Source organism: Acrocarpospora corrugata (assembly GCF_009687845.1).
GTDB lineage: Bacteria > Actinomycetota > Actinomycetes > Streptosporangiales > Streptosporangiaceae > Acrocarpospora > Acrocarpospora corrugata.
Window position 1 is genome coordinate 1 of the sequence record NZ_BLAD01000106.1, and the last position, 22,043, is coordinate 22,043.

The 22,043-nt window shown below is 65.7% G+C and carries 24 protein-coding genes and 1 tRNA gene; 14 read left to right on the top strand and 11 right to left on the bottom strand.

What is annotated here, in order from left to right; genetic code table 11:
- Positions 1–1,008 precede the first annotated feature (1,008 nt).
- Complete coding sequence (locus Acor_RS37820) at positions 1,009–1,647, top strand: class I SAM-dependent DNA methyltransferase (RefSeq protein WP_155341581.1); 639 nt, start codon at positions 1,009–1,011, stop codon at positions 1,645–1,647.
- 905 nt (positions 1,648–2,552) lie between these two features.
- Here Acor_RS37820 and Acor_RS37825 read toward each other — a convergent pair.
- From Acor_RS37825 to Acor_RS37835, 3 genes are all read right to left on the bottom strand, one after another.
- Positions 2,553–3,647, bottom strand: a complete 1,095-nt coding sequence (locus tag Acor_RS37825) for a serine hydrolase domain-containing protein (RefSeq protein ID WP_170317292.1) — start codon at positions 3,645–3,647, stop codon at positions 2,553–2,555.
- A gap of 778 nt (positions 3,648–4,425) precedes the next feature.
- Positions 4,426–4,515, bottom strand: a tRNA-Ser gene (locus tag Acor_RS37830).
- A 322-nt stretch (positions 4,516–4,837) separates the two neighbouring features.
- Positions 4,838–5,404, bottom strand: a complete 567-nt coding sequence (locus tag Acor_RS37835) for a YceI family protein (protein ID WP_155341583.1) — start codon at positions 5,402–5,404, stop codon at positions 4,838–4,840.
- Between the two features lie 101 nt (positions 5,405–5,505).
- Between Acor_RS37835 and Acor_RS37840 the strand changes: the two genes are divergently transcribed.
- The gene (locus Acor_RS37840) at positions 5,506–5,997 is read left to right on the top strand and encodes a MarR family winged helix-turn-helix transcriptional regulator (RefSeq protein WP_218034746.1); all 492 of its coding nucleotides are present in this window, start codon (positions 5,506–5,508) and stop codon (positions 5,995–5,997) included.
- Here the strand turns inward: Acor_RS37840 and Acor_RS37845 are convergent.
- The gene (locus Acor_RS37845) at positions 5,966–6,466 is read right to left on the bottom strand and encodes a SigE family RNA polymerase sigma factor (RefSeq protein WP_155341585.1); all 501 of its coding nucleotides are present in this window, start codon (positions 6,464–6,466) and stop codon (positions 5,966–5,968) included. The two genes, Acor_RS37840 and Acor_RS37845, sit on opposite strands and share 32 nt — an antisense overlap.
- Before the next feature lie 243 nt (positions 6,467–6,709).
- Here Acor_RS37845 and Acor_RS37850 point away from each other — a divergent pair, with 243 nt between their 5' ends.
- Together Acor_RS37850 and Acor_RS37855 are read left to right on the top strand one after the other, a co-directional pair.
- Positions 6,710–7,660, top strand: a complete 951-nt coding sequence (locus Acor_RS37850; protein ID WP_246239684.1) for a hypothetical protein — start codon at positions 6,710–6,712, stop codon at positions 7,658–7,660.
- Positions 7,661–7,694: 34 nt separating this feature from the next.
- On the top strand, positions 7,695–8,501 hold the full coding sequence (locus tag Acor_RS37855) for a MauE/DoxX family redox-associated membrane protein (protein WP_155341586.1): 807 nt from the start codon (positions 7,695–7,697) through the stop codon (positions 8,499–8,501).
- Between the two features lie 106 nt (positions 8,502–8,607).
- Here the strand turns inward: Acor_RS37855 and Acor_RS37860 are convergent, their stop codons facing one another.
- Positions 8,608–9,789: an ATP-binding protein gene (locus tag Acor_RS37860; protein ID WP_155341587.1), complete on the bottom strand. Its 1,182-nt coding sequence runs from the start codon at positions 9,787–9,789 to the stop codon at positions 8,608–8,610.
- Between the two features lie 533 nt (positions 9,790–10,322).
- On the opposite strand from Acor_RS37860, the gene Acor_RS37865 reads away from it, so the two are divergent.
- Both Acor_RS37865 and Acor_RS37870 read left to right on the top strand, forming a co-directional pair.
- Positions 10,323–11,048, top strand: coding sequence for a M15 family metallopeptidase (locus Acor_RS37865; RefSeq protein WP_155341588.1), 726 nt, complete (start codon positions 10,323–10,325; stop codon positions 11,046–11,048).
- Positions 11,049–11,088: 40 nt separating this feature from the next.
- Positions 11,089–11,253, top strand: coding sequence for a hypothetical protein (locus Acor_RS37870; RefSeq protein WP_155341589.1), 165 nt, complete (start codon positions 11,089–11,091; stop codon positions 11,251–11,253).
- Positions 11,254–11,377: 124 nt separating this feature from the next.
- Here Acor_RS37870 and Acor_RS37875 read toward each other — a convergent pair whose 3' ends face one another.
- Positions 11,378–11,773 (bottom strand): DUF732 domain-containing protein, encoded by a 396-nt coding sequence (locus tag Acor_RS37875; RefSeq protein WP_155341590.1) that lies wholly within the window; start codon positions 11,771–11,773, stop codon positions 11,378–11,380.
- A gap of 267 nt (positions 11,774–12,040) precedes the next feature.
- Between Acor_RS37875 and Acor_RS37880 the strand changes: the two genes are divergently transcribed.
- The 4 genes from Acor_RS37880 (at position 12,041) to Acor_RS42625 (ending at position 15,039) form a co-directional block, all read left to right on the top strand.
- Positions 12,041–12,286, top strand: a complete 246-nt coding sequence (locus tag Acor_RS37880) for a hypothetical protein (RefSeq protein ID WP_155341591.1) — start codon at positions 12,041–12,043, stop codon at positions 12,284–12,286.
- 14 nt (positions 12,287–12,300) lie between these two features.
- Complete coding sequence (locus Acor_RS37885; RefSeq protein WP_155341592.1) at positions 12,301–13,170, top strand: NUDIX hydrolase; 870 nt, start codon at positions 12,301–12,303, stop codon at positions 13,168–13,170.
- Between the two features lie 148 nt (positions 13,171–13,318).
- Complete coding sequence (locus Acor_RS37890) at positions 13,319–14,341, top strand: permease (RefSeq protein ID WP_155341593.1); 1,023 nt, start codon at positions 13,319–13,321, stop codon at positions 14,339–14,341.
- Positions 14,338–15,039 (top strand): TIGR03943 family putative permease subunit, encoded by a 702-nt coding sequence (locus Acor_RS42625; protein ID WP_170317293.1) that lies wholly within the window; start codon positions 14,338–14,340, stop codon positions 15,037–15,039. Before Acor_RS37890 ends, Acor_RS42625 begins: the two co-directional genes overlap by 4 nt.
- A gap of 60 nt (positions 15,040–15,099) precedes the next feature.
- On the opposite strand, the gene Acor_RS37900 is transcribed toward Acor_RS42625, so the two are convergent.
- Positions 15,100–15,753 carry a CHAP domain-containing protein gene (locus Acor_RS37900; RefSeq protein ID WP_155341595.1) on the bottom strand — a complete coding sequence of 218 codons (654 nt, stop codon included), beginning with the start codon at positions 15,751–15,753 and terminating at the stop codon, positions 15,100–15,102.
- 527 nt (positions 15,754–16,280) lie between these two features.
- Here Acor_RS37900 and Acor_RS37905 point away from each other — a divergent pair.
- Together Acor_RS37905 and Acor_RS37910 are read left to right on the top strand one after the other, a co-directional pair.
- Entirely contained in the window at positions 16,281–16,937 is a 657-nt protein-coding gene (locus Acor_RS37905) for a hypothetical protein (RefSeq protein WP_155341596.1), read from the top strand.
- Between the two features lie 88 nt (positions 16,938–17,025).
- Positions 17,026–17,349, top strand: a complete 324-nt coding sequence (locus tag Acor_RS37910) for a hypothetical protein (protein ID WP_155341597.1) — start codon at positions 17,026–17,028, stop codon at positions 17,347–17,349.
- Between the two features lie 328 nt (positions 17,350–17,677).
- On the opposite strand, the gene Acor_RS45135 is transcribed toward Acor_RS37910, so the two are convergent.
- Positions 17,678–17,905 carry a hypothetical protein gene (locus tag Acor_RS45135; RefSeq protein ID WP_246239685.1) on the bottom strand — a complete coding sequence of 76 codons (228 nt, stop codon included), beginning with the start codon at positions 17,903–17,905 and terminating at the stop codon, positions 17,678–17,680.
- Between Acor_RS45135 and Acor_RS45140 the strand changes: the two genes are divergently transcribed.
- Together Acor_RS45140 and Acor_RS37920 are read left to right on the top strand one after the other, a co-directional pair.
- Positions 17,888–18,670 carry a HEAT repeat domain-containing protein gene (locus Acor_RS45140; RefSeq protein WP_246239686.1) on the top strand — a complete coding sequence of 261 codons (783 nt, stop codon included), beginning with the start codon at positions 17,888–17,890 and terminating at the stop codon, positions 18,668–18,670. The two genes, Acor_RS45135 and Acor_RS45140, sit on opposite strands and share 18 nt — an antisense overlap.
- A 306-nt stretch (positions 18,671–18,976) precedes the next feature.
- The gene (locus Acor_RS37920) at positions 18,977–19,465 is read left to right on the top strand and encodes a hypothetical protein (protein WP_155341598.1); all 489 of its coding nucleotides are present in this window, start codon (positions 18,977–18,979) and stop codon (positions 19,463–19,465) included.
- 99 nt (positions 19,466–19,564) lie between these two features.
- Here the strand turns inward: Acor_RS37920 and Acor_RS37925 are convergent, their stop codons facing one another.
- From Acor_RS37925 to Acor_RS37935, 3 genes are read right to left on the bottom strand one after another with little or no spacing between them, the layout of a single operon-like run.
- Positions 19,565–19,912: a spore germination protein GerW family protein gene (locus Acor_RS37925; RefSeq protein WP_155341599.1), complete on the bottom strand. Its 348-nt coding sequence runs from the start codon at positions 19,910–19,912 to the stop codon at positions 19,565–19,567.
- A gap of 57 nt (positions 19,913–19,969) precedes the next feature.
- Positions 19,970–21,229 (bottom strand): MFS transporter, encoded by a 1,260-nt coding sequence (locus tag Acor_RS37930; RefSeq protein WP_155341600.1) that lies wholly within the window; start codon positions 21,227–21,229, stop codon positions 19,970–19,972.
- A gap of 7 nt (positions 21,230–21,236) precedes the next feature.
- Positions 21,237–22,028, bottom strand: a complete 792-nt coding sequence (locus Acor_RS37935) for an alpha/beta fold hydrolase (protein WP_155341601.1) — start codon at positions 22,026–22,028, stop codon at positions 21,237–21,239.
- Positions 22,029–22,043 lie beyond the last annotated feature (15 nt).

Genomic DNA, 22,043 nt, shown 5'->3' on the forward strand with positions numbered 1-22,043 from the left:
CGTCGGACACAAGACAGCATGATCGAGGATCACGTCCCGGCGATCAAACCGAGGTCGCGCCGCAGGTCACGAGATCCCGTGAATGGACACCCTGTCGGAGGTCGCGAAGACCATCGTCCTTGCCCAAAACTGGGGCTGCTGACGCGGCAGCGCATTCGTGCCGCGAACCCCTTGGGGCAAGGCTTTCCAGGTGGCAGCGGGGTATCCCCAGGTCGCTTCCATGAGAGCCAGTGCGGTCGATTTTCCTGTTCGAGATTCACGGAATCCTAAGCGCAGGTATTCCGGATGAGCATTTCGGAAGCGTACGGAAATGAATGAATATAGCTTGTGCCCCTCTCCGCCAAATCTGTACCGGCTCCCTGGACGCCTCACGACGCCCATGTAAACGATGGTTCCTATCGCAAGTGTCAGGCGAATCCAGGAGGAGACGTTCATGGACCGTAAGCGACTGTCACAGCTGAGCGCAGCACTGCTCGGAGCCGCGACCCTGGTGATGGGCCAGGTAGCCGAGGCGTCAGCCAGCCAGAGTCCGGTGAACACGACATCCATCAACACCTCAACGGTTTCTGCAAGGAACGCGGTGTCCCCGCTGGACCCCCCTCCTCATCGCGACGGCCACGGGCATGGACACGGGCATGGACACGGGCACGGCCATGGGCACGGACACGGACACGGACACGGACACGGACACGGACACGGACACGGACACGGACACGGACACGGACACGGCCGCTAGGCATCGGAAGGCATGAGGCGGGCTGCCGCAGGATCGTGACCTTGTGTTTGCAGCCCACCTCGGCGGCCAATCGAACGGGCCGAGGACTGAAAGGCATGGGACCGAACCGGCCATTGATATTTGGTCCGCGCTGGCTTTCCGAATGAGGCATTCAACCTCCTCCGGCAGGGCTGGCATATACGTGACGGTCACGACAGTTTCACTCGCGCGGATCGGTGGTGGCGTTGCCCAGGGCGACGCCACCACCTGAATTCGGGGCTATTGTGCACCGCATGCGCGTCCCCGATTGGCTCGACGACACCCGGACCTCCTACGACACGGTGGCGGTCAGCTACGCCGACCTGCTGCGCGATGCTCTCGCTGGCGCTCCGTTCCAACGGGGCATCCTGGCGCTCTTCGCCGAACTAATCCACGCCCAGGGGAACGGACCGGTCGCCGATGTCGGCTGCGGTCCAGGCCGGATCACCGCCCACCTACACGGCATCGGCCTGGACGCGTTCGGCATCGACCTGTCACCCGCGATGATCGAGGTGGCCAGGCGGGACCATCCCGGCCTGCGCTTCGAGGTCGGCTCCATGACGGACCTCGAACTGGCCGACGGTTCTCTGACCGGCCTGCTGGCCTGGTTCTCCCTGATTCACGTCCCCGACGACCAGGTACCCACAGTCTTCGCCGAGTTCCACCGGGTACTGCGGCCCGGCGGGGTCATATTGCTCGGCTTCCACACTGGCGACGACAGCCGACTCAAGACCGAAGGCTACGGCGGCCACCCGATGAACGTCTACGTGCACCGTCGCCCACCGGGCCGGGTCACGGACTGGCTGAACGCCGCCGGCTTCACCGTCGAAGCCGAGATGCTGCACCGCCCAGACCAGAACACCGAGGGCGCCTTCCTCTTCGCCCATCGATGAGAAGCATCGATGATTGCGGCGGGCCGGACGGCTTGCTCGCCACCTTTACCTATCAGGACACTGGCGGAAGGAATGCAGGCCGGTGGGCCAATCAAGGTCCTCGTACTGACGCTTCGGGTCGTCCTCGAAGAGCCTCGTACTGGGGCGATGACACCGGGATGATCCGGCTTCGACCCCAACACCTACGGTGCTTCTGCCCGCGCCGCGATCATCCCGGAGTCGGAGCACCCTCGTCGGGGAGGCGAAAAGGGTTGGCCCGGCCAGCGCTCTGGCGTGGAGTATCGGCGCTTGTGGGGATGTTCAGCGTTGTGAGGATGCCCGAACCGCTTGTCTGTCCGAAGTGCGGGGAGACGGGTACATGGCGAGCGCAGTTCAAGTTCGGTGCTCTCGACCTGGATGAGTACGAGGTCGGCCAGAGGCTGAATTGGGACTACACGTGAGATGTGGAAGGCGAACGCGGACATCACCGCGTGCTGGCCCAGGGTGCTCTGCCTGGGCGCGGCCGAACTGCCGGCGGCCAAGACCGGCCCCCAGGCCGCCTGCCCGGGTGCCTAGCGTAGGACCGCGAGGCGGCGCGGAGCGCCGCCTCGATGGCGGCGGAACCGTACATGCGGACGCGTTGAACGCGGCGAAGCCTGACAGCAACTGCAACCTTCGCCGTCCCTGAAGATCAAAATGGCCCTCTTCCCGGTCTGGGGAGAGGGCCATTGAACTGCGGAGGTTCGGGGATTTGAACCCCGGATGGACTTGAGACCCAAACCGCATTAGCAGCTACAAGCTCGATCGTGCAGACTCGTTCGACACGGACCAACGAGCGTCCCCGGTCCTCCTGGAACGACCTGGCATCGCGGTGAACTGCAACCCGAACCGCCACCCGTCGACGGGTCCCAACCCACGGCCGCCCTTCACTCGCAGGACTTGAGGACCATTGTGGCGAGGTGGCGAGCAATGTCGTTGGTGTTGGTGTCTTGCACGTTGCTGAGCACGACTACCGCGATGTCATCATCGGGCAGGTACATGTTGCTCGCCGCGTAGCCCTGGAGAAGACCTGGGTGGTACCGGAGCCGGTGTCCGTGGAGCTGGTCGACGAGCCAGCCGAAGGCGTACGCGCTCGAAGGTAGGTTGAGGCAGCCATTGGAGGGGCATTTTGCCTGGGGCGTGAACGCCTGTTTGACGGTGGCGGGTGGCGCGACCAGGTGCGCGCCGAATGACCGGTCCCAGCGGACGATGTCGTCGGCGTTGGCGTAGATACCGGTCGCGGAGAACGCCTGGGAGCCGTTGATGGGCAGGGCCGGTGATCCGACCGTGAAATAGCCCCTCGCGTACCCGGCGGGCGGATTTCTCCTGCTGTAGCCGGTGTGCCGAAGGCGGAGCGGGCCGGTGATCTCGTCGTGCAATACGGTGCCGTACGGTTCGCGCGTCACCGCCTGGATGATCGCCCCGGCCAGGATGTAGCCGCTGCTGCTGTACTTCCAGCTGGTGCCGGGCTTGAAGTCCAGCGGCTTGTTCACGAACCGCTGGATGAGCTTCCTGGTCGTGGTCGGTTGCGAAAGCTTGGCATAGAAGTCGGGAAGCTCCTGGATGTCTGGGATGCCGGAAGTGTGCGTCACGATCTCGCGGATCGTGATGGGCTTCCACGCTTGCGGGCAGGTCTTGATGTACGCCGGGGAAAGATACGGGCAGACCGGGTCGTCCAGGCCAAGCAGCCCACGGTCGCGCAGCTTCAGCACGAGCATTGAGGTGAATTGCTTGGTGACCGAGGCGATCCGGAAGACCGTATCCGGCCGGTTGGGGATGCGCTTCTCTTCGTCGGCCGCGCCGGCAGCGGCACGCACCAGCACCTTGCCGTGCCGTACTACCAGGGCCGTGCCGGTGAACTTCTTCTCCTCGGCCAGATCCTGCAGGTATTCCCGCATCTCCTCAGCGGTCTCACTCAGCGGGTCCGATTTCTTGGTGGGATGGCTCGAGACGGCGGATACGGCGACGGCGGGGGTGCCCATGGGCATGGCTCCACCAGCCAGTGCGGCACCGATCGCAAGAAACCAGGCAATATTAGGACGCTTATGCATTCTCTCCCCCTGGAACGTGCCGCAGTCCCGAAATTAGGACATTTCCCGAATCGGGCGAGTGTCGTTCGGGAACGTCGGCGGGCCATTCTTCTGGGGTTGCTTACCGTTCACTAGAGCCAGAAACGGCGATAGACGCCTTTTTCCTTCTGCATATCCCTTTGTTGGAGCTACTCGATGGCAGCTGGCCATCTCACCCAAATATCAACTATTACCGAATCGACCTCCAGCCACCTCGCGCTGGCCATCGCCACAACCTCCTGGCCGATCATCTTTGCGCTGACGGTCGGCGTGGCCAGGGTTGTCCTAGTCCGCCAGATGCTGATCAGATTCCGCCGGTGCCTGGCGAGCGCTGGATCAAACTCAGGGCGGATCTTCACTGACGGGCGGGCCGCTGCGCGAGAAGTACCCGAACGAGCGCTTCGCTGTGGTGGTGAGAGCGGCGAGTCTGCCGCCGATCCGGTTCCATGATCCGGGGCGGCTTCAAATGATCTTGTCAGCCGGGGTGAACATAAAGGTCGTCTTGGCGACCCTCGGCCATGCGAAGTACAGCTTCACTGCTGTCACCTACGCCCATACCCTGCCTGATCTCGCGCAGTCGGCGGCCAAGCCCTGAACCCCGGGCGCGGCGCGGCGTGCTCAGGTCATGATCTGAAAAGTTTGATGGGGCTTCTCCCGAAGGTCTGCCTTCGGGAGAAGCCCCATCTTTGGGCGGAGGTTCGGGGATTTGAACCCCGGATGGGCTTGAGACCCAAACCGCATTAGCAGTGCGGCGCCATAGACCGGACTAGGCGAAACCTCCCGGTAGCCGATGCGGCTCAGGACAGAGTACCGGCGATCGCGCGAGGCAGCAAAGTGAATTGGGGCGTGGCGCAGTGATCATGGAAAGCGAGGCCGAGTAGCAGGTACTTACAAAGCGCACAGCCCTTATCCACAGGCTGTGGATAAGGGCTGTGCGCAAGGAGTGGACGGACCCGGAGGTCATTCCACCTGAGGTCAGAGCGGCTACCGGCCTTGATCGGACGGAACCGTGATAGGCGAGCTCGCCTCGATGGCAGACCGGCGGTCAGTGTGGGCGGGTTTGGGAGAACGAAGGCCCGGCTGCACGCGCCTGTCCTGATGGCTCAGCCCTGCTGCCGTACCGCTTCGCCTTCGATCTCGATCTTAACCTTCTTGCCGACGAGGACGCCGCCGGCCTCCAGGGCCTGGTTCCAGGTCAGGCCGAAGGCCTCGCGGTCGATCTCGGTGACGGCGGTGAAGCCGAAGATCTCCTGGCCCCACGGGTTGGTGGCGGCGCCGCCGAACTCGGCCTTGAAAGCGACCTGCTTGGTGACGTCGCGGACGGTGAGGTCACCAACCAGGGTGAACTCGTCGCCGCTGAAGTTCTGGACGGCCGTGCTGCGGAAGGTGATCTCGGGGAACTTGTCGACCGACAGGAAGTCGTCGCCGCGGAGGTGACCGTCGCGGTCGTTGACGCCGGTGTTGATGCTCTCGGCCTTGAGGGTGACTTCGACGGCGGACTCGAGCGGGTTCTCAGCGACGACGATCTTGCCGCTAAACTCGGCGAAGTTGCCGCGGACCTTGCTCACCATCATGTGCTTGGCGACGAAGCCGACCCGCGTGTGCGCCACATCGAGGGCGAACTCGCCGGCGACCGGAATGTTCAAGCCCTGCCACTCACGAATGCTCATAGCTGATCTCCAGAGATTGTTGCCTTGCGGATGTTTGCAGCAACAAAGGTCTACAGGAGGAATATTCCCCGCGTCAACTACTGTCGCGTAGACTCGTGGACATGGATGCTTTCGAAGATCCTCGGCTGACAGCGATGGGCCTGTTCGCTGAGGTTTATACCGGCATAGCGGACAAGGCCAACGCCGGGTTCGCCAAGGCGGGGCTGTCGGACGTCGACTTCGAGACGTTGATCCGACTGGCCCGGTCTCCTCGACAGAGCCTGCGGATGAGCGATCTCGCGGCACAGACGTCGCTGTCGACGAGCGGAATCACCCGCGTCGTGGACCGGCTGGAGCGGGAAGGCTTAGTGGTACGCGAAGCGTGCGCGACCGACCGGCGCGCGTCGTACGCGGTGATCACCGATGCGGGCAACGCACGGCTTCAGCAGGTGCTCCCCCAGCACCTGGAGGACATCGAACTCTGGTTCACCGGCCTGCTGTCCTCCGAGCAGCTCACGGCATTTCTGGACACGCTCCGGCTTATCCGTGATGTTGTACGCCCCTGCGCGACCGCCGGAGTGATCAACCCAAGGATCGACGCTGCTCAGGGATGAGCAGGTCCCCCCGGAGTTTCGCCATCGCCCGGGACACCGTGCTCTTCACGGTCCCCACGCTGATCCCGAGCGCTTTGGCGATCTCGGGTTCCGTCATGTCCTCGTAGTACCGCAGAACGATCGCCGTACGCTGCCGGACCGGTAGCCGGCTCAGCGCGTGTTCCAACTCGTCGTACCGATGACCGGGGTCCTGATAGACGGGAATGTCAGGAATTTCGTCGGATGGATACTCTTCCAGCTTTCGCCGGCGCCACCACGAGATGTTGATATTGACCATCGCCCGCCGTACGTATCCGTCGAGTGCGGCGCGATCCTGAATCCGGTCCCACGCCACGAAGGTCTTGGTGAGCGCGGCCTGCAAAAGATCTTCGGCGTCCGCCGGGTTGCCCGTCAGCTGGTTCGCCGCGCGCAGCAGCGCCGCCCCGCGAGTCACCACATACTCGCGGAACTCCTCGTGGCTTGCGATCATGCGAATCAGAATCTCAGCCGGAGCCGTTCGCCCGGCCGAACCGGAATCTAGGTTTCGTTCACCTGACCGCAAAGATCACGCAAGCCCGCTGACACCTTGAACCCGGTTCTTTTCGGGTACGGCGCAGCCGGTTGGGGTCGGGTTTGCCCTGAGTCGGGGTCGCCGGATTCCACCAGGAGTGGGAATTCTGCTACCACACAGGACCCAGCGCCAGAATTATGCCTCTATCAGGAGAGACATCATGTGAGGCTGGTGGGCGTGGCGATGCATGTTGAGCGTAGGCGCGCGCTGGCGGCAGCCGTACTGGGTCGGGATCCTGATCCGCCGCGGCTGACGGCCGACGACGGCGTGATGCTGGACGCGGTCAGTGGCGTGATTCTGGACGTCAGTCCGCACCTGATCATCGTGGAGACCGATGACGGTGACGAGGAGCGGCTCGTGATCGCGCCGTGGGCGACCGCGTGGCGGGGTGGGGCGACGGCTCCGGCGGATCTTCCTATCGGGTCCCGTGTGATCATCAGGGCGCTGCGGTCGGGCAAGGTGGTGGATCGGATCTGGGCGGACATCACCCGGATGACGGGCATCATCCGGTCGGTCAGCGGCCGGACCGACCTCGCTGTCGAGCTCGACTGCGGGCCACATCGCGGCCGGCGGTCGATCGTCATCCCTTACCGATCGTCTGGGCGGGTTCGGGTGCGGTATCCCAAGCTGGAGCCGGGCTATCTTTTCGACGCTATCGGCGTGATCCGCGATGGTGCTCCCCTCGTTCAGCTCCCGGCCACGTCGCAGCCCGCCTATCGGGCCGGATCGGTGCCGCCACCGCCCCCGGCCTACGGCGGCGCCCAGTCGAAGATCTCCGGGACGGCGGTGTGGTCGGACTTCACCGATCGGGGTGCGGCCTATGCGATGTTGGAGCGCTCCGACAGTGGCTGCGAGGATGCGGGCGTCTCCTGCGCGGGGCTGCCCTATCTGGCGCTCGGGTCGATGTTGTATGTGCGCAATGTCTGCGCGGGGCGGGCGACGGCGCTGCCGATCGTGGCGTGTGGCTGCATGGCGGGGCGGTTCTGCGATCGATGTGTGGAGTGTGGGACCTCGCCACGCGGCCGGATCGTGGAACTCTCGGCCACGTCCTACGTCGAGCTCGGCGGGGACCTGATCAAGGGGTGCTTCAACGCGCGGGTGGGGTTGACGTGACGCGCGACGGCTCGGGGCTGAAGGAGGATGTTCGGTGAGCGAGACGATCGCGGCGGCGGCACAGCCGATTGTGGTGTTCATGTTCGTGCTGGGCGGCGCGGCCAAACTGGCCAGCGTCGGCAGCGAAACCGAGCCAGGCGCGCTCGGTCGGCTCGGGCCGGCGGTGCTGGTGCCCGAACGGTTCCGCGGGCCAGCGATGATCTTCTGCGGGGTGGCGGAGTTCGGCCTCGCGATCGGGTTGGTCTTCTTCGACCATCCCATTCCGCGCTGGATGACGGTCGCGTTCTTCGCCGTGTCCACATACGTGCTGTGGGACCTGCGACGACGTCGCCCCGATGTCGGTTGCGGCTGTTTCGGCGAGGTCAGCGGGAGGCCGGTCGGCTTGCGATCCATCGGCCGCACGGTCGTGCTGACCGCGATGGCGATCATGATCGCGCTCCACCAGACCAGCGGCCTGCCGGGGCTGTCGTGGACGTTCGCGGCCTGGTTCGGCGGCGGCATCATGCTGCTGTTGATCCTTTCGCCCGAGATCGAAGAATCCTGGGCCCGGCTGCGCTACCGAGCCCCCTGCGAGCAGCGGCCGTTCCCTGCCGACCGAGCCCTCTCCCGGCTGCGGTCGAGCACGGCCTGGCGCACGCATTACCCGATGCTGAGATCGGAGGAGCCCTCCGACAGCTGGCGTGAACTCTGCTGGCGTTTCTACGCGTTCGACAGTGTCAACGGATCGGATGTCGTCTTCGCGGTCTACCTCAGTGGCCGTCGCCCGCCCGTCCGCGCGGCGATAGTGGGCGCGGACGGGCGGCAAGCGCCTCTGCAGGAATCTATCCCTGTATCAGCCTGACGCTAGAGAGCCGTAGATTCCTGAATCGAGGCACGGGCAATCAAGCTCTCTACGGCTCTCTAGCTTCCCCGCTAGAAAGCCGTAGAGAGATCAATGAGCCCTGCCGTCAGAGCGGCTGGGCACGTAAGAACCTCCCGAAGTGAGGGACGGTGAAGGCGATCTGCCCCCGTTCGGCGCTGTAGATCAGGCCCTTTTTGATAAGGCTGTCGCGCGCCGGGGAAAGGCTGGACGGTTTGCGGCCGAGGGCGTCGGCCACGTCGGCGGTGGGCACGGGGTCGTCCCCGAGTTGCGCCATCGCGTGCATGTAGTCGCGTTCGGCCGGGGTGGCTCGCTCATACCGGCTGCCGAAGAAGCCGACCGCGAGTTCCTCCTCGGCCTCCGGGGCGGACACCTTGATGTCTTCGGCGGTGATCGGGCTGCGCGGGGCGAGATCCCAGGCGACCTTGCCATACGCCTGGACGAAGTAGGGATAGCCGTCGGCCGCCTCGTAGAGCGCGTCGAGCGCTTCCGCGGTGAAGGCGACGCCTTCCTCCTCGGCGGGGGCGATCAGTGCCAGGTCGGCGGCTTCTCGGTCGAGCCGGTCGATTCTCGCGTACCTGAACAGTCGTTCGGAGTAGCTCTTGCTGGCGGACAGGACCGAGGGAAGGTGCGGGAGACCCGCGCCGACCACGATCAACCGGCCGCCGGTCTGGGACAGTTCGTGGCAGGCGGCGCAGAGGGCGGAGACGTCGGCGGGCTGCACGTCCTGCATCTCGTCGATGAACAGGGCGATGCCGACGCCGAGGTCGGTGGCCACACTCGCCGCGTCCACAAACAGCTCGGTCAGGTCGATTTCCAGGTCGCCGGAGTCGGCGCGGCCTCGGCTGGCGGGGACGTCGATGGCGGGCGACCAGTGTGAGGTGCCCTTGGCCGCCGCCGGGTCGCGCATCGCGAACGCCTTGAGGACGCCGAGGAACTCGTCGATGCGCTCGGGGCCGCGATGCCGGGGGGCGAGTTCGCGGATCGCCATGTGCAGGGCGGCGGCGACCGGGCGGCGGATCGACTGATCCGGCCGGGCCTCGATCTTGCCGGTGCCCCAGAGCCGCTGGATGGCCATCGACTTGAAGGTGTTGAGCAGCACGGTCTTGCCGACGCCGCGCAGACCGGTCACGACCATGCTCCGCTCCGGGCGGCCGCGGGCGACCCGTTCGAGGACGACCTCGAACTGCTGGAGTTCACGATCGCGGCCCGCGAGTTCCGGGGGACGCTGGCCGGCGCCGGGGGCGTAGGGGTTGCGCACAGGGTCCACGCTGTCGGACTTTATGACCGGATATAGCGGCCGTCGTAGATTTCCGTAGAAAGCGCTACGGCGTGTCGCGGAACGGCGGACGCCGGGGTATCGGGGGGGCGGGATCGGAGCCGCGAGCAGAGCCATGCGTTACTCCTCACCTGCGCGTTCGGGCGACCGGCTCTCGCGGGAGGCTGGTACGAACCCATGTTCGATCCGATGTCGATGACTGTAGCGCGGGTCGAACATGTGCGCGAGCTTTTCCCGAGAAAAGCTCGCGCAAAGATCGTTTAGACCCGGCTATGTCGGGATATATGGCGACACGGAACCCGGCCCTCGCCGCGAGCACAGCCAGCCCCGAGTCATCCACCAGGACACCAACGGTCTGGCAACCCAAGGGATTCCGATATCTACCCAAAAAGCTAGGCAAGAGCCGGTGCGGGGTTCGTGTCCCATCCGGCGGCTCGTGGGCCCGGATATCCCGCCTGACCAGGCATTACAGCCATCTTTTCGTTCCCCGGACCTGCACGAACGACGTAGGTACCCTCAAACCCATGTCCACCCGCAGGTCAGCCATCGTGATCGCCCTGGCGCTCCTCGGCGCGTCCGCGTGCGGAGCCGAGACCGCCTCCCAGGCGACCCCCACTCCGGAACCGACCCAGGCGACCTCGGAATCCTCGTCACCAGCCGCCACCCCGACCCCGGCGGCTCCCCCCGAATTCATCGCCAAGATCACTAAAGTCACTCGCGACCAGGTCAAATACTCCTGGCGCGAAGGCTGCCCCGTCACTCTGAACGACCTGCGGCTGGTCACCATGACCTACTGGGGCTTCGACAAGAAGCCCCACACCGGCGAAATGGTCCTCAACGCCTCAGTCGCCAAGGACGTCGTCTCGGTCTTCCACAAGCTGTACGACGACCGCTACCCGATCCGTCGCATGGAACTCGTCGACGTCTACAAGGGCGACGACTACGACTCGATCGACGCCGACAACACCTCCGCCTTCAACTGCCGCGCGGCCACCGGTTCAACCCACTGGTCCCAGCACGCGTACGGCTTCGCCGTCGACCTCAACCCCCTCGAGAACCCGTACCTCAACGCGGACGGCTCCAATGCCCACAAGAACGCCGACGCCTACGTCAAGCGCCCCCTCAAGAAGCCCGGCGTGATCAATCCGGGCGACGAGGTCGTGCGCGCCTTCGCGGCCATCGGCTGGGGCTGGGGCGGCGACTGGTCCGGCATCAAGGACTATCAGCACTTCTCCATGAGCGGCCGGTAGCTCGACGAGAACTGTCGGTGCCGCCTGACAGGATCAGGCCATGGCTTTCCCGCTCGATCTCCTCCCGTGCCCGGCCTCCGGCGACGTCATCCTCGTCCCCCGGGGTCTCGTCCACGCCCGGCTCACGCCCGCCGACCGGCGGGAGCTCATCGAGCAACTCCAAGCCCTCGACTTGCGCGAACCGGTTGGCTGCTTAGCCGGCTGACCCGCCGCGGCCCGCCCATTCCGTTCCGATGGACAAGCCGGATCATCACGCAGCGGGAACTCATGTCATCCAAGGGCCTCTGCGACCCCACCGCCGAGACTCGAAGAGTCCGCGGGCTCAAGCGTCACTCAGGGGTGCACCACATGCTGACCGCGACCACGAAGGTCTCCGCCTTCGGCAGGTCCAATGCCAGCTGGTCGGCCGCGAACTGGGAGAACGTCATGGGGTCGTCGGGCGAGGCGAGGATCTTCTCGCACACCTGGGTGCCGACCGAAATGGCCTGGGCCTCGTCGGCGGCCAGCCCGGCGTCGACGTCCTTCAGCGCCGTGAAGAACTCCTGCTTCTGCGCGTCCGACATCTCGGGCGCGGCGGCGATCGTGACGGCCGACTCCGACGGGTTCGCGACCGCCGGGTTGGAGGTGCCGGAGTCACCGGTGGCCGCGGTGCCCGCCGGGTCCGTCCCGGAGCACCCAGCCAGAGCAAAGATGGCAACAGCAAAGATTGGAACGAGTCGATTCATGAAAAATCACCCTAACGCCCACCCCACCACAAGGTGGGGCGGGCGAGGAATGTCGTGCTATCGACAGCCCACTACTGCTTGAAGTGGCAGATCGCAGGTGAGGGACCATACGTTAACCCTCGGACGCGGACAGATCGGGAAGGATGGCTTACCACTCCATAACGATCAGCCATCGGCCGCGTCACAAGCTAGCGGTATCGGCTCTGGCACGGTCAACTGCTTGCGGCGACCGTGGTCAAGGATGACGCGGCGCGACAGGAGACGACGATGCAACAGTGGCTCCGTTCGAGCCCCCTACCGACGATCTGGCCCGCGGATCGGTACGAGGTGCGCTGCACCCGTCCGGCCCCGGACTTCACCACCGTGGATCGCTACCATTTCGCCGAGCTTGCTCATGAAGCGGCGGAAGGGGTCCAGGCTGCCGGCCTGGCCTCCCAGATCGTGGTGGTCCGCCTGGAGGACGGCATCGTCCTGTTCGAGCAAGGGATGACGGTTCCGTTAGAAGCCTGGTAAGCGAAACTGGACTCATGGCGGAAAAGGACGGTGACGGCTGGGCCCGATGTGATCGGGGGCACCAACATTGGGGCGTGCACGGCGCGGCCGGCCTGCTCGCTGTCCACCACACCCCCGAAGGTCCGTTCGTGCTGATGCAGAAGCGCTCCTGGTGGAGCCACCACGGCGGGACGTGGGGGCTGCCCGGTGGAGCGCGCGACAGCCACGAGGACGCGATCAGCAGCGCCCTGCGCGAGGCCCACGAGGAAGCCGCGCTCGTCGGTGATCTACTCCGCGTGCAGGGCGTCTACCTCGACGATCATGGCGGCTGGTCGTTCCATACCGTGATCGCCGAGGCGGCCGAACTGCTCCAGGCCGCGCCCGCCAACAGCGAAAGCGTCGCTCTGTCGTGGGTGTCCGCCGACCGGCTCAACGAGAAGAAGCTCCACCCCGGCTTCGCCGAGACCTGGCCCCTGGTCCGGCCCACGATCGACCCGGTCGTCCTCGTTCTGGACATGGCCAACATCATCGGGGCCCGCGCCGAGCACGGCTGGTGGCGGGACCGGGCGGGCGCGGCCACCCGACTGCTCGTCGAGGTGAGCTCCCTCGCGGACCGGGGCCTGCAACGCCAAATCGAGGGTCTGCCCGACATCACCTGGCGATATCCCCGCATCGTGGCCGTCGTCGAGGGCGCGGCCCGAGCCGCGACCCCGCCGCCGCTCAATCCCGCTCTGTCCGTTCTGCCCGCGCCGGGCAGCGGCGACGACGCGATCGTCGAGGTCGTCCGCGCGGTACGCCCCTGGGAACGCGCCCTGGTCATCACCGCCGACCGCGGCCTGCGCGACCGGGTCACCGGGTTGGGCGCCCTCGTCGTCGGACCGAGCTGGCTGCTGGCACAGCTCTGAACGGCACGGCCTCCGGGCTCAACCGTTCGGGTCAAGCTGGGTGCTCACACAAACCTGGACCACTGCCGATGACCTGGTGGTATTCGGGCAAAAGCCAGGTCAGTGGAGCACCAACTCTTGGTCTTGACCGCGTGGATGATCTGCCACGATGGGACGCATGGCTGACCGGGCGGCGATGACGAACTCGGCGGAGATTCCTCCGGCCGAGTGGGGGCGGCGTGCTCCCGTTGCCCCGGTCGCGCCATGGATGTTCGTGGTCGTCATCGGTTTGCTGGTGGTCGGGCGCTTCGTGCTCTCGCCGTACCTGACGGCACCGGCCCTGCAGACGTGGGCGACCATCTTCGTGGCGATCTGTGTGCAGGCGTTGCCGTTTCTTGTCTTCGGTGTGCTGCTCTCCGCCGCGATCACGGCATTCGTCCCGCCGTCGTTCTGGACCCGGGCTCTGCCCAAGCGCCCGATCATGGCGGTTCCCGTCGCCGGGGCGGCCGGCGCCGTGCTGCCCGGCTGTGAGTGCGCCTCGGTTCCGGTGGCGTCGGGGCTGATGGCCCGGGGTGTGGCCCCGGCCGCGGCGCTGGCGTTCCTGCTGGCCTCGCCCGCGATCAATCCGGTGGTCGTGGTGGCCACCGTGGTCGCGTTTCCCGGCCAGCCGATGATGGCCGTCGCCCGGTTCGGTGCGTCCTTGCTGGTCGCGGTCCTGGCCGGATGGCTGTGGCTGAGGTTCGGCAAATCCGACTGGCTCAGAATCCCGTCGCGTCCGGCTGACGCCGGGTCGAAGTGGGCGAACTTCCGGGACGCCATGCAGCACGACTTCCTGCACGCCGGCGGGTTCCTCGTGGTCGGTGGGATGACCGCGGCGACCATGAACGTGATCGTGCCGCGTTCCTGGCTGGACGCGGTCGCGGGCGTGCCCTGGCTGTCGGTGCTGGCCCTCGCGCTGCTGGCCGTGATCCTGTCGATCTGCTCCGAGGCGGACGCGTTCGTGGCGGCTTCGCTCACCGCGTTCTCGCCGACCGCCCGGCTGGCGTTCCTGGTGGTCGGCCCGATGGTCGACCTCAAACTGATCGCTCTGCAGGCTGGCACGTTCGGTCGCCGGTTCGCGATTCGATTCATTCCGGTCACGTTCGCGTTGGCCGTACTCGTCAGCGTGGCGGTCGGTGGGGTGTTGCTGTGAGCAGATTGGCGCAGAGTCTCCTGCTTGTCCTGCTCGGGGGTGCGGTCCTTCGGATCAGCCTGCTCTCGACGACCTACCTGAACTATGTGAAGCCCGGCTTTCGGCCGTTCCTGGTGGCGGCCGGGCTTGTCGTGTTCGTTCTCGGCGCGGTCGGGCTCTTTCAGGAGTGGCGTGGGAAGGCGTCAGCGGGTCACTCGCACGGGCCTGGTGTTGCCTGGCTGCTCGGGTTGCCTGTTTTCGCGATCTTCTTGATCGCGCCGCCGGCGCTGGGGGCGTTCGCCGCCCGCTCGGAGGAGGCGCCCGCGCGACCTCCGGCGGTCGCGCTGGACGCCTATGGTCCGCTGGCCTCCGGCCAGGTGACGGACATGCCGCTGAGCGAGTTCATCGGCCGCGCCTGGGGTGATTCCGGCCGTTCTCTGGCCGGGAGACCGGTCCGGCTCACCGGATTCGTGGTGCCTTCGAAGAAGAAGGACCGTTGGTATGTGGCCCGCATCCAGATCGCCTGCTGTGCCGCGGACGGGATTCCGTTGAAGGTCGCCGTGCTCGACGCGGACAGGCCGCCGGAGAACACCTGGGTCGAGGTGACCGGCACCTGGATCGACCCAGAACTTGAGGAGCTCCCCCAGGGGACGGTCGCTCCTGAGCTGACGGCCACCTCCGTGACCGTGATTCCGGCGCCGGTGGAACCGTACGAATAGTAAATACCGGGGCAGACGTCGAGCAGAGGGATCTCGGCGTCCACCCCGGTTCCGGGTCTCCTAGCGCCTGACGCGCGGGACCAGCGGGGAGAGAATCTTGCTCAGGTGGCCGTGCTTCTTGGCGTACGCGAAGATCAGCGCGACGGGGAGGAGCAGGGTGCCGGCGGCCACGGGGTCGGGGCCTGCGGCGTCGCCCGGCAGGGAAGGAACGGGCTTGGAGTGGGCGGTGACCGCGACGGTCTGCGTCTGCTGGTTGTCGCGGACCTTGTCCGGGTATCCGTAGCCAACGATCGTGCTGTGGTCGCGGATCTTGCTCACCACCGCGTCGGAGATGTTGCCCTCGATCGTGCGGACCGTGGTGCTGTTGATAACGGACTTCACCAGGCCGACATGGTCGATCGCGTTGATGTTCTTCGAGTGGCCCCAGTCGAAGAAGACGACCGCGCCGGGCTTGGGCATGCTGCCCCAGGCGCCATGCTGCTGGAACCACTTGGCATGGTCCGGGGTCCAGGCGAACTGACCGACGTGCGCGGCCATACCGGCCTGGTGGGCAGCCCAGGAGACGAACATGTCGCACCAGGCGGCGTCTTTGTAGCCGGGCTTCTTGGCCACGGTCTTGCCGAACCACTCACCGAACTTCGATGCACCATTCACTTCGGCGTACCCCAGCTGGGAGTTGGCCATCTTGAGCAGGGCGTCGCTGTAACTCGTCATGGGTTCCAATGCGATACTCCGGCTTTACGTGACCGCGCCGCAGGGCGGTAAGCCTGGAGCTGCTTTTTGTAGACAGTGGGGCTGCGTCCGCTTTGCCAAATGGGGCTGGTCGGAGGGCGGACCTTGCGGCTTCTTGGGTCGAGGATTAACCGCGACAGCTCCAACATATCCACGCTCAAGCCCAGGTCAACCCAGGTACGCAGAACTTTGCCTTCGCGGCCGTATTCCTGTGATCGAGTAAAACGCTGAAGTCTGGGCGATTGTTTACCTGCCGCAGTCCGCGGAATCACACGCGTCCGCACACGGGTGAGTGCGTATTTTTGCGCAGTACAAGGGGATGCCGGGCTTCTATCCTCGTCCCAATCTCACCGTCCCGGCGATCCCGGTCCGGCCTCTGGTAAAGGACGAGCACCATCATGTGGCCACCTCAACCGCCCCAGGGGCAGCAGCGACCAATCGAAAACCCCTGGCAACAGCCGGCGCCGCCACCGGCGTGGGGATATCAGCAGGACGGCTTTCCGCCGCCGATGCCGCCCAGGCCGAAGACCTCAATCGCCGCGTGGATCGTGGGCGTGGCCGCCCTGGTCGGCGTGGCGGCGATCCTGGTCGCGTCCATTGTGGCGGCGGGCAATAGGGCCACCACCGGCAAACCCTCGGCGACAGCCTCAACCCAGGCGGCCGAAACCAGTACTCCCGAAACCCGTGCCCCCGAAACCAGCGCCGCTGAATCCGCGACCGCGGCGCCCACCCGCAAAGTCGTCGTGGCCGATGACCAGTCCAGCCAGGTGACCGTCCCCAACGGCTGGAAGACCTACGAACTCAATCCGATCGGCAAGATCGAGCTAGTGGATCCGACGGTCACGCAATATCTCCTGGTGTTGTCCCAGCCCAGGGAGGACTTCGAGGTCGATCTGCAGGGCTTCGCGGACCTCAGCATCAAGGAGTTGTCGGCCGCGGCGGAAGTGACCGATCTGGCCACCCCCAAGAACCTCAGCATCAACGGCGCCCCCGCGCTGGAATACGAGTTCAGTCTCACCCTGAACGGCTTGCGATTCGCGTACTGGCTCACCGTGATCGAAGGGCCGACGAACTACCACCGAGTGATGACCTGGACCTTCGCCTCCGACGCGGACCGATACCGCCCCGCCCTCCGCCGAATCACCCAGTCCTTCAAAGGCATCTGACCAAACCATGACTCGGCAACCTGTTACTCAGCGCTGCCACAGGGGAGAAGGTGACTACTCAAAGTAATTGTTCCCGTGGAGAGTGCCCATGTTCCATCGCCTGGTAATCACCTCCCTCCTCACCACGCTCGCCATCATGGGCTCGGCCACCACCTCATCCGCCGCCGCCCGAGACCCGCAGCCCAACTTCGGTCTCCCCGGCGTGGATATCGCCGCCAAGGCAGTGGACCAGACCGCCGCTTTCCTGCACAGCCTTTCCGCGATCCCCGGCGTCTCCATCGGCGCGACCGCCACCTGCGGCGCGGCCAACCTTCTTTGGGCCCTGGCCGGTAAGCCGGCATCTACCTGCGGTAAGGAACCCGCCGTCTTCGAGGGAATCGCCGACATCATCGTCGAGGTGGAAGAACCCTGAGAGGTCTGTGGCGCGCCGTATTATCTGAGCTCGCGGACAATCCTGTCTGCCGTCATTGACGCTCAGCGGCTGGCACACTGCACGCCATGAGTGATCACAATGTCCTGACAGGATTGGACGAGATCCGCTGGGCAGAACTGGAGCACGCCTACGGTCCTGCGGAGGACGTTCCGAGGCTGCTGCGGGCCCTGCGCTCCGAATCACCGAAGGAGCATGAAGCCGCCCTTTACGAGTTGTACGGCAACATCTTTCATCAGGGCAGCCGCTATCAGGCGACCGCGCACGCCGTCCCATTTCTGGCACGTCTGGCCATCGATCCGGCGACCCCTCAACGGGACCAGCTCGTGCAACTGCTGGTCGCGGTGGCGATCGGATACGACGAGGAGTACCTGCCGAACGGCGTCAACATCGCAGGCTGGCGGGCCGAGATCGAGCGGATGCGTGCACCGACCCCGCCGAAGAGCAGCGCAAGATCGACGAGTGGGTCGAGGCGGCCCAGAACGAAGGTGAACGACAGGTCAGGAACATGCGGCGTGCGATGTTCGAGCACCCCCAAGCCCTGCAATCCGCACAGCACGTGCTGGACGCCTACGAAGCCGTGCAAGCCGAGCTTCCCGCCCTGCGCCGACTGCTGGGTGACGATGATCCGCGGATCCGGGCCGCCACCGCGTACCTTCTGGGCTGGTTTCCGGAGGAAGCGGAAGGTTCCGTCGCCGCACTCCGTACATTGCTCGAATCCGAGGCCGTCATCGGCGTCTTGGCCAACGCGGTCGTCTCCGCCGGGCTGCTGTCAGACGCGGAGCTGGTTCCGCGTCTGCGTGAACTCCTTCGCGGCTCTGAGCCGCTGCTGCGCTGGGCCGCCGGGATAGCCCTCGCGCAGTTGAATGTCATTGAGCCCGAAGTGATCGGCGTATTGGCCGCGGCGAGCGCCGACCCTCCGAAGGCGGACGTGGAACCTGCGGTGCACTTCCTGGATGGCGACCTACGCGGCTACGCGTCGCAGACGTTGGCGATGCTCGACGACCGCATACCACCAGAAACCGTCGGTGCCGTGGTCGAGGGATTGTCACGAACCTCAGAAATCGCCGCGTTCACGACGACCGCCGCGGCGCTTCGGCTGACATTCCCGGGCGGCGCGCCCCGTCCCCTGCCATCGTTCGCGGAACTGACGGAACCGCAGCAGCGGGTCGTACGGGTCCTGGCGGAGCTAAGCCCGGAGACCTGGCGATGGGCCAATTTCACGTCGATCATGCAGAACTGGCATCTGCCGAACAGGCATGCGGAGTGCCGGGCCTACGCGGGCCTTGACGTACTGGGATGAGGCCGAATTCGTGCGGATGGGTACCGAGAAATGGGCCGACGTGGATCACGCTCTACTAATTACATACAGGTGTGGCTGATCGTATTGGCGAGCTGGCGTGTCCGCTCCGGTCCGCGGAAATGAAACTTTCAGCGGTCACGCCAGATTTCCCAGAACCGCAATTCCCCAGGTCGCCACAAGAACAGTATGACCAATGATGCGTGAGGTGCCTTTGAGATTGGAGCCTCAAATCGCCATACTGGACTGTTCAAGATCCTATATATAACCTCCGGGCGTTCCCTCACTCCTGAATTGATGAGGTGTGAATTGACCGAACGCTCGTGGGGACGTCGCCTGACGACGTCGATCGCACTCGCCGTAACGGCCTTGGCCGTCACCTTCCTGCCCGCCACTCCCGCCCACGCCGCGTACAGCGCGGACCAGCAGGTATACGTGCAGGTGCTCGCCAACGACGGCTCCGGGATGCAGTTGGCCCGCCTGGAAGGGACCGTCGCGTTCGATGATTCCAACACGAAGTACCGCTACACGCTGAGCCTGTGCTGGCAGAACGCCTACCCCCAGCCGTCCTTCCTCATCAAGGTCAACGGCACGACCACGAACTACCCGGCCTGGACCGGTTCCACCTCGGCTAGCGGGTGCCAGCAGGTCGCCCTGTACGGCGGCGAAAACAACTTCGGCGGCACCGTCTACAACCTCCGCTTCGACGTGACCGCCGGCTGGTTCAGCGCCAGCAACGGATATCAGTACATGACACGCACCAAGAGCAGCGGCACCTTCGACAACCCCTTCAACTGAGCCGACACCAGCTGACCAACAACACAACCGCCCTGTTCCTTGATCGGGAACAGGGCGGATTGGACCCACCTCAGGCGCGATTGAGCTTTGAGCAGATGGTCACGATCGCCGAGCACGCCGGCGCAGGATGGCGCCTACGGTGAGAAGCGCGACGACGGCAACAATCTGACCACCCAGGACGATCCTGTTGTAGTCGATCGCGGGATGCCAGTGGACGGTGTCGTCCTTGATGACGAATACACCGGTCGGCGAGACTGCCACCCCGAAGCCGCCGCCCGAGCCCTCGCCGGGCTGATCACCGTCCCGGCTGCCGCCGCCACCTCCGCCACCCCCACCGACACGGGCCGCGGGAATGACCGTCACACCATTCGAGGTGATCGGTTCGCCGAAAGCGCGCCGGACTGTGGCGGCATCTCGTACTTTTTCGAGCAATTCAGCGACGTCCATTTGGTCCTCCTGGTGCAGCGTCTGCCGACATCGTCCTGGTCTCAGGTTCCGGCATCGTCAGGTGATCGACAAGGTTGAAGCCGCGCCTCCGATCACTCTTGGCTTCACCCGGGCGACGGTCACGACGTACAGCAGCAGACCAGCGGACGTGAGGACGAAGCCAGCCCAGACGGTAGAAAGCGTCCCCCAGCCCGCTTCCAGGGTGATCGCCCCACCGATCGCGCCGAGCGAGTTGGCCAGATTGAGCGCGGCCAGATTGAGCGCGCCCATCAGGGTCGGGGCGTCCGGCGCGAAACCGGTCAGCCGCACCTGAATGGTGGGGATCGCCAGCATCATGGTCGCGCCGACGCCGAACAGACAGGGCAGCAGTATCAGCAAGTTACTCCCGGCCACGCCGATCAGCACCAGGAGTGCCAGCACGCCGCCGTACCCCCAAATCAGACCCCCGTGCTCGTATCGGTCGGCGACACGTCCACCGAGCTGGTTGCCGACCGCCATGCCGAGGCCGAACACGGCGAGTGCGACCGGAATGAGCGCGGCGTCCCGCAGCGCCGCGTCAGTGACGAAAGGACCGATGAACGTATAAACGGCGAAGATGCTGGAGATGCCGAGCGAGGCGACGGTGACCATCACCCAGACGTTGAGCCGGCGCAGGCCGTTCAGCTCGTTCCTGATGGAACCACCGCGCAAATCGTCGGTACGGGGCAACCAGGCCACCAGGGCGGCACCGGCGAGCAGGCCAACGGCGACCACGGTCCAGTACATGACGCGCCAGCCGGCGTGCTGCCCGATGAAGGTGCCGAGCGGCGCCCCGGCGATGGTGGCGACGGTGAGTCCCCCCATCACCGTGGCGAACGCCTTGCCTCCCTGGCCCGGGCCGTACACGTACGCCGCGACCACCGCCCCAGCGCCGAAGAACGCCCCTTGAACGCTGCCCGCCACGAACCGGAAGACGACGAGCAGCGCGATATTCGGCGCCAGCGCGGACAGCCCGTTGCCGGCCAGGAAGAGCACGACCAGGCCGAGCAGCAGCGTGCGCCGGTTGACCCGGGCGGCGAGCAGAGTGATCGCCGGAGAGCCGATCACCACCCCGAAGGCGTAGGCGGTGATCGCGTACGTGGCAACCGGGATCGACACGTCCAGGTCGGACGCGAAAAGCTGGATGATTCCGTTGCTGCCGAACTCGCCGGTGCCGATCGCGAAGGTGCCCAGCGCCAGCGCGAACAGCGTCAGCTTCGGATTCCTGATGAGCGATCTGGCAGCGGTGTGCCGCGTCTCCTCAGCGGTGCACTGGCCTTCGTACGCACGTACATGCATGGTGATCTCAGCGCGCGGCGCGCTTGATGAGGTCGGCGGTCGCGGCCGGCTCCGAGATCATCGCGACGTGCGAGGCGCCGATCTCGCGGACCTGTGACCCGGCCCGCTTCGCCATGAACCGCTGGGCCGCGGCGGGGAGCACCTGGTCGTTGCGGGCGACGAGGTAGTAGGAGGGAATGGTCTTCCACGCCGGGGCGCCGGACGGCTCCCCGAGCGTGCGCGCGTCGGCGGGCCGCTGACCTGCGTGCATCAGGTCGGTGGTCGCCTTCGGCACGTCACCGGCGAAGACGCTGCGGAAGAACTCCTTCTTGATGTAGCCGTCGACGAGGCCCTCGGCGTAAGGACGAAAGTCCAGCGCCGCCTCGTTGAGCTTGCTTCCCGGGAACTGCGTCTGCAGTTGCAGCAGCGACTCACCCTCGTCGGGAGCGAACGCGGCCACGTACACCAGTGCCTTCACGTTCGGGTTGCCGGCCGCGGCGTTCGTGACGACGATCCCGCCGTAGGAGTGGGCGGCCAGGACGATCGGGCCACTGAGGGTGGCGAGGACGGAGGCCAGGTAAGCGGAGTCGGTGGCCACGCTGCGCAGCGGGTTCGCCGGGGCGATGACCGGATAATTCTCGCGGATGAGCTTGGCGGCGACGTCGTTCCAACCGGAGGCGTCGGCGAACGCGCCGTGCACGAGCACCACGGTGGGTTTGGTTTCCGGTCGGGGACGGGCCTGCGCCTCGGACGTTCCCAGCAGGGCTCCGGTCGCGACCGCGGCGGATCCGGCCAGCACCGCTCGGCGAGTCGTCGTCATAATGTGGACCTCTCT

Excerpts from the sequence above, each read along its gene's own strand:
- Acor_RS37820 (WP_155341581.1), top strand. The coding sequence starts at position 1,009 with ATGCGCGTCCCCGATTGGCTCGACGACACCCGGACCTCCTACGACACG.
- Acor_RS37825 (WP_170317292.1), bottom strand. The coding sequence starts at position 3,647 with ATGGGCACCCCCGCCGTCGCCGTATCCGCCGTCTCGAGCCATCCCACC.
- Acor_RS37835 (WP_155341583.1), bottom strand. The coding sequence starts at position 5,404 with ATGAGCATTCGTGAGTGGCAGGGCTTGAACATTCCGGTCGCCGGCGAG.
- Acor_RS37840 (WP_218034746.1), top strand. The coding sequence starts at position 5,506 with ATGGATGCTTTCGAAGATCCTCGGCTGACAGCGATGGGCCTGTTCGCT.
- Acor_RS37845 (WP_155341585.1), bottom strand. The coding sequence starts at position 6,466 with ATGATCGCAAGCCACGAGGAGTTCCGCGAGTATGTGGTGACTCGCGGG.
- Acor_RS37865 (WP_155341588.1), top strand. The coding sequence starts at position 10,323 with ATGTCCACCCGCAGGTCAGCCATCGTGATCGCCCTGGCGCTCCTCGGC.
- Acor_RS37870 (WP_155341589.1), top strand. The coding sequence starts at position 11,089 with ATGGCTTTCCCGCTCGATCTCCTCCCGTGCCCGGCCTCCGGCGACGTC.
- Acor_RS37875 (WP_155341590.1), bottom strand. The coding sequence starts at position 11,773 with ATGAATCGACTCGTTCCAATCTTTGCTGTTGCCATCTTTGCTCTGGCT.
- Acor_RS37880 (WP_155341591.1), top strand. The coding sequence starts at position 12,041 with ATGCAACAGTGGCTCCGTTCGAGCCCCCTACCGACGATCTGGCCCGCG.
- Acor_RS37885 (WP_155341592.1), top strand. The coding sequence starts at position 12,301 with ATGGCGGAAAAGGACGGTGACGGCTGGGCCCGATGTGATCGGGGGCAC.
- Acor_RS37890 (WP_155341593.1), top strand. The coding sequence starts at position 13,319 with ATGGGACGCATGGCTGACCGGGCGGCGATGACGAACTCGGCGGAGATT.
- Acor_RS37900 (WP_155341595.1), bottom strand. The coding sequence starts at position 15,753 with ATGACGAGTTACAGCGACGCCCTGCTCAAGATGGCCAACTCCCAGCTG.
- Acor_RS37905 (WP_155341596.1), top strand. The coding sequence starts at position 16,281 with ATGCCGCCCAGGCCGAAGACCTCAATCGCCGCGTGGATCGTGGGCGTG.
- Acor_RS37910 (WP_155341597.1), top strand. The coding sequence starts at position 17,026 with ATGTTCCATCGCCTGGTAATCACCTCCCTCCTCACCACGCTCGCCATC.
- Acor_RS45140 (WP_246239686.1), top strand. The coding sequence starts at position 17,888 with ATGTTCGAGCACCCCCAAGCCCTGCAATCCGCACAGCACGTGCTGGAC.
- Acor_RS37925 (WP_155341599.1), bottom strand. The coding sequence starts at position 19,912 with ATGGACGTCGCTGAATTGCTCGAAAAAGTACGAGATGCCGCCACAGTC.
- Acor_RS37930 (WP_155341600.1), bottom strand. The coding sequence starts at position 21,229 with ATGCATGTACGTGCGTACGAAGGCCAGTGCACCGCTGAGGAGACGCGG.
- Acor_RS37935 (WP_155341601.1), bottom strand. The coding sequence starts at position 22,028 with ATGACGACGACTCGCCGAGCGGTGCTGGCCGGATCCGCCGCGGTCGCG.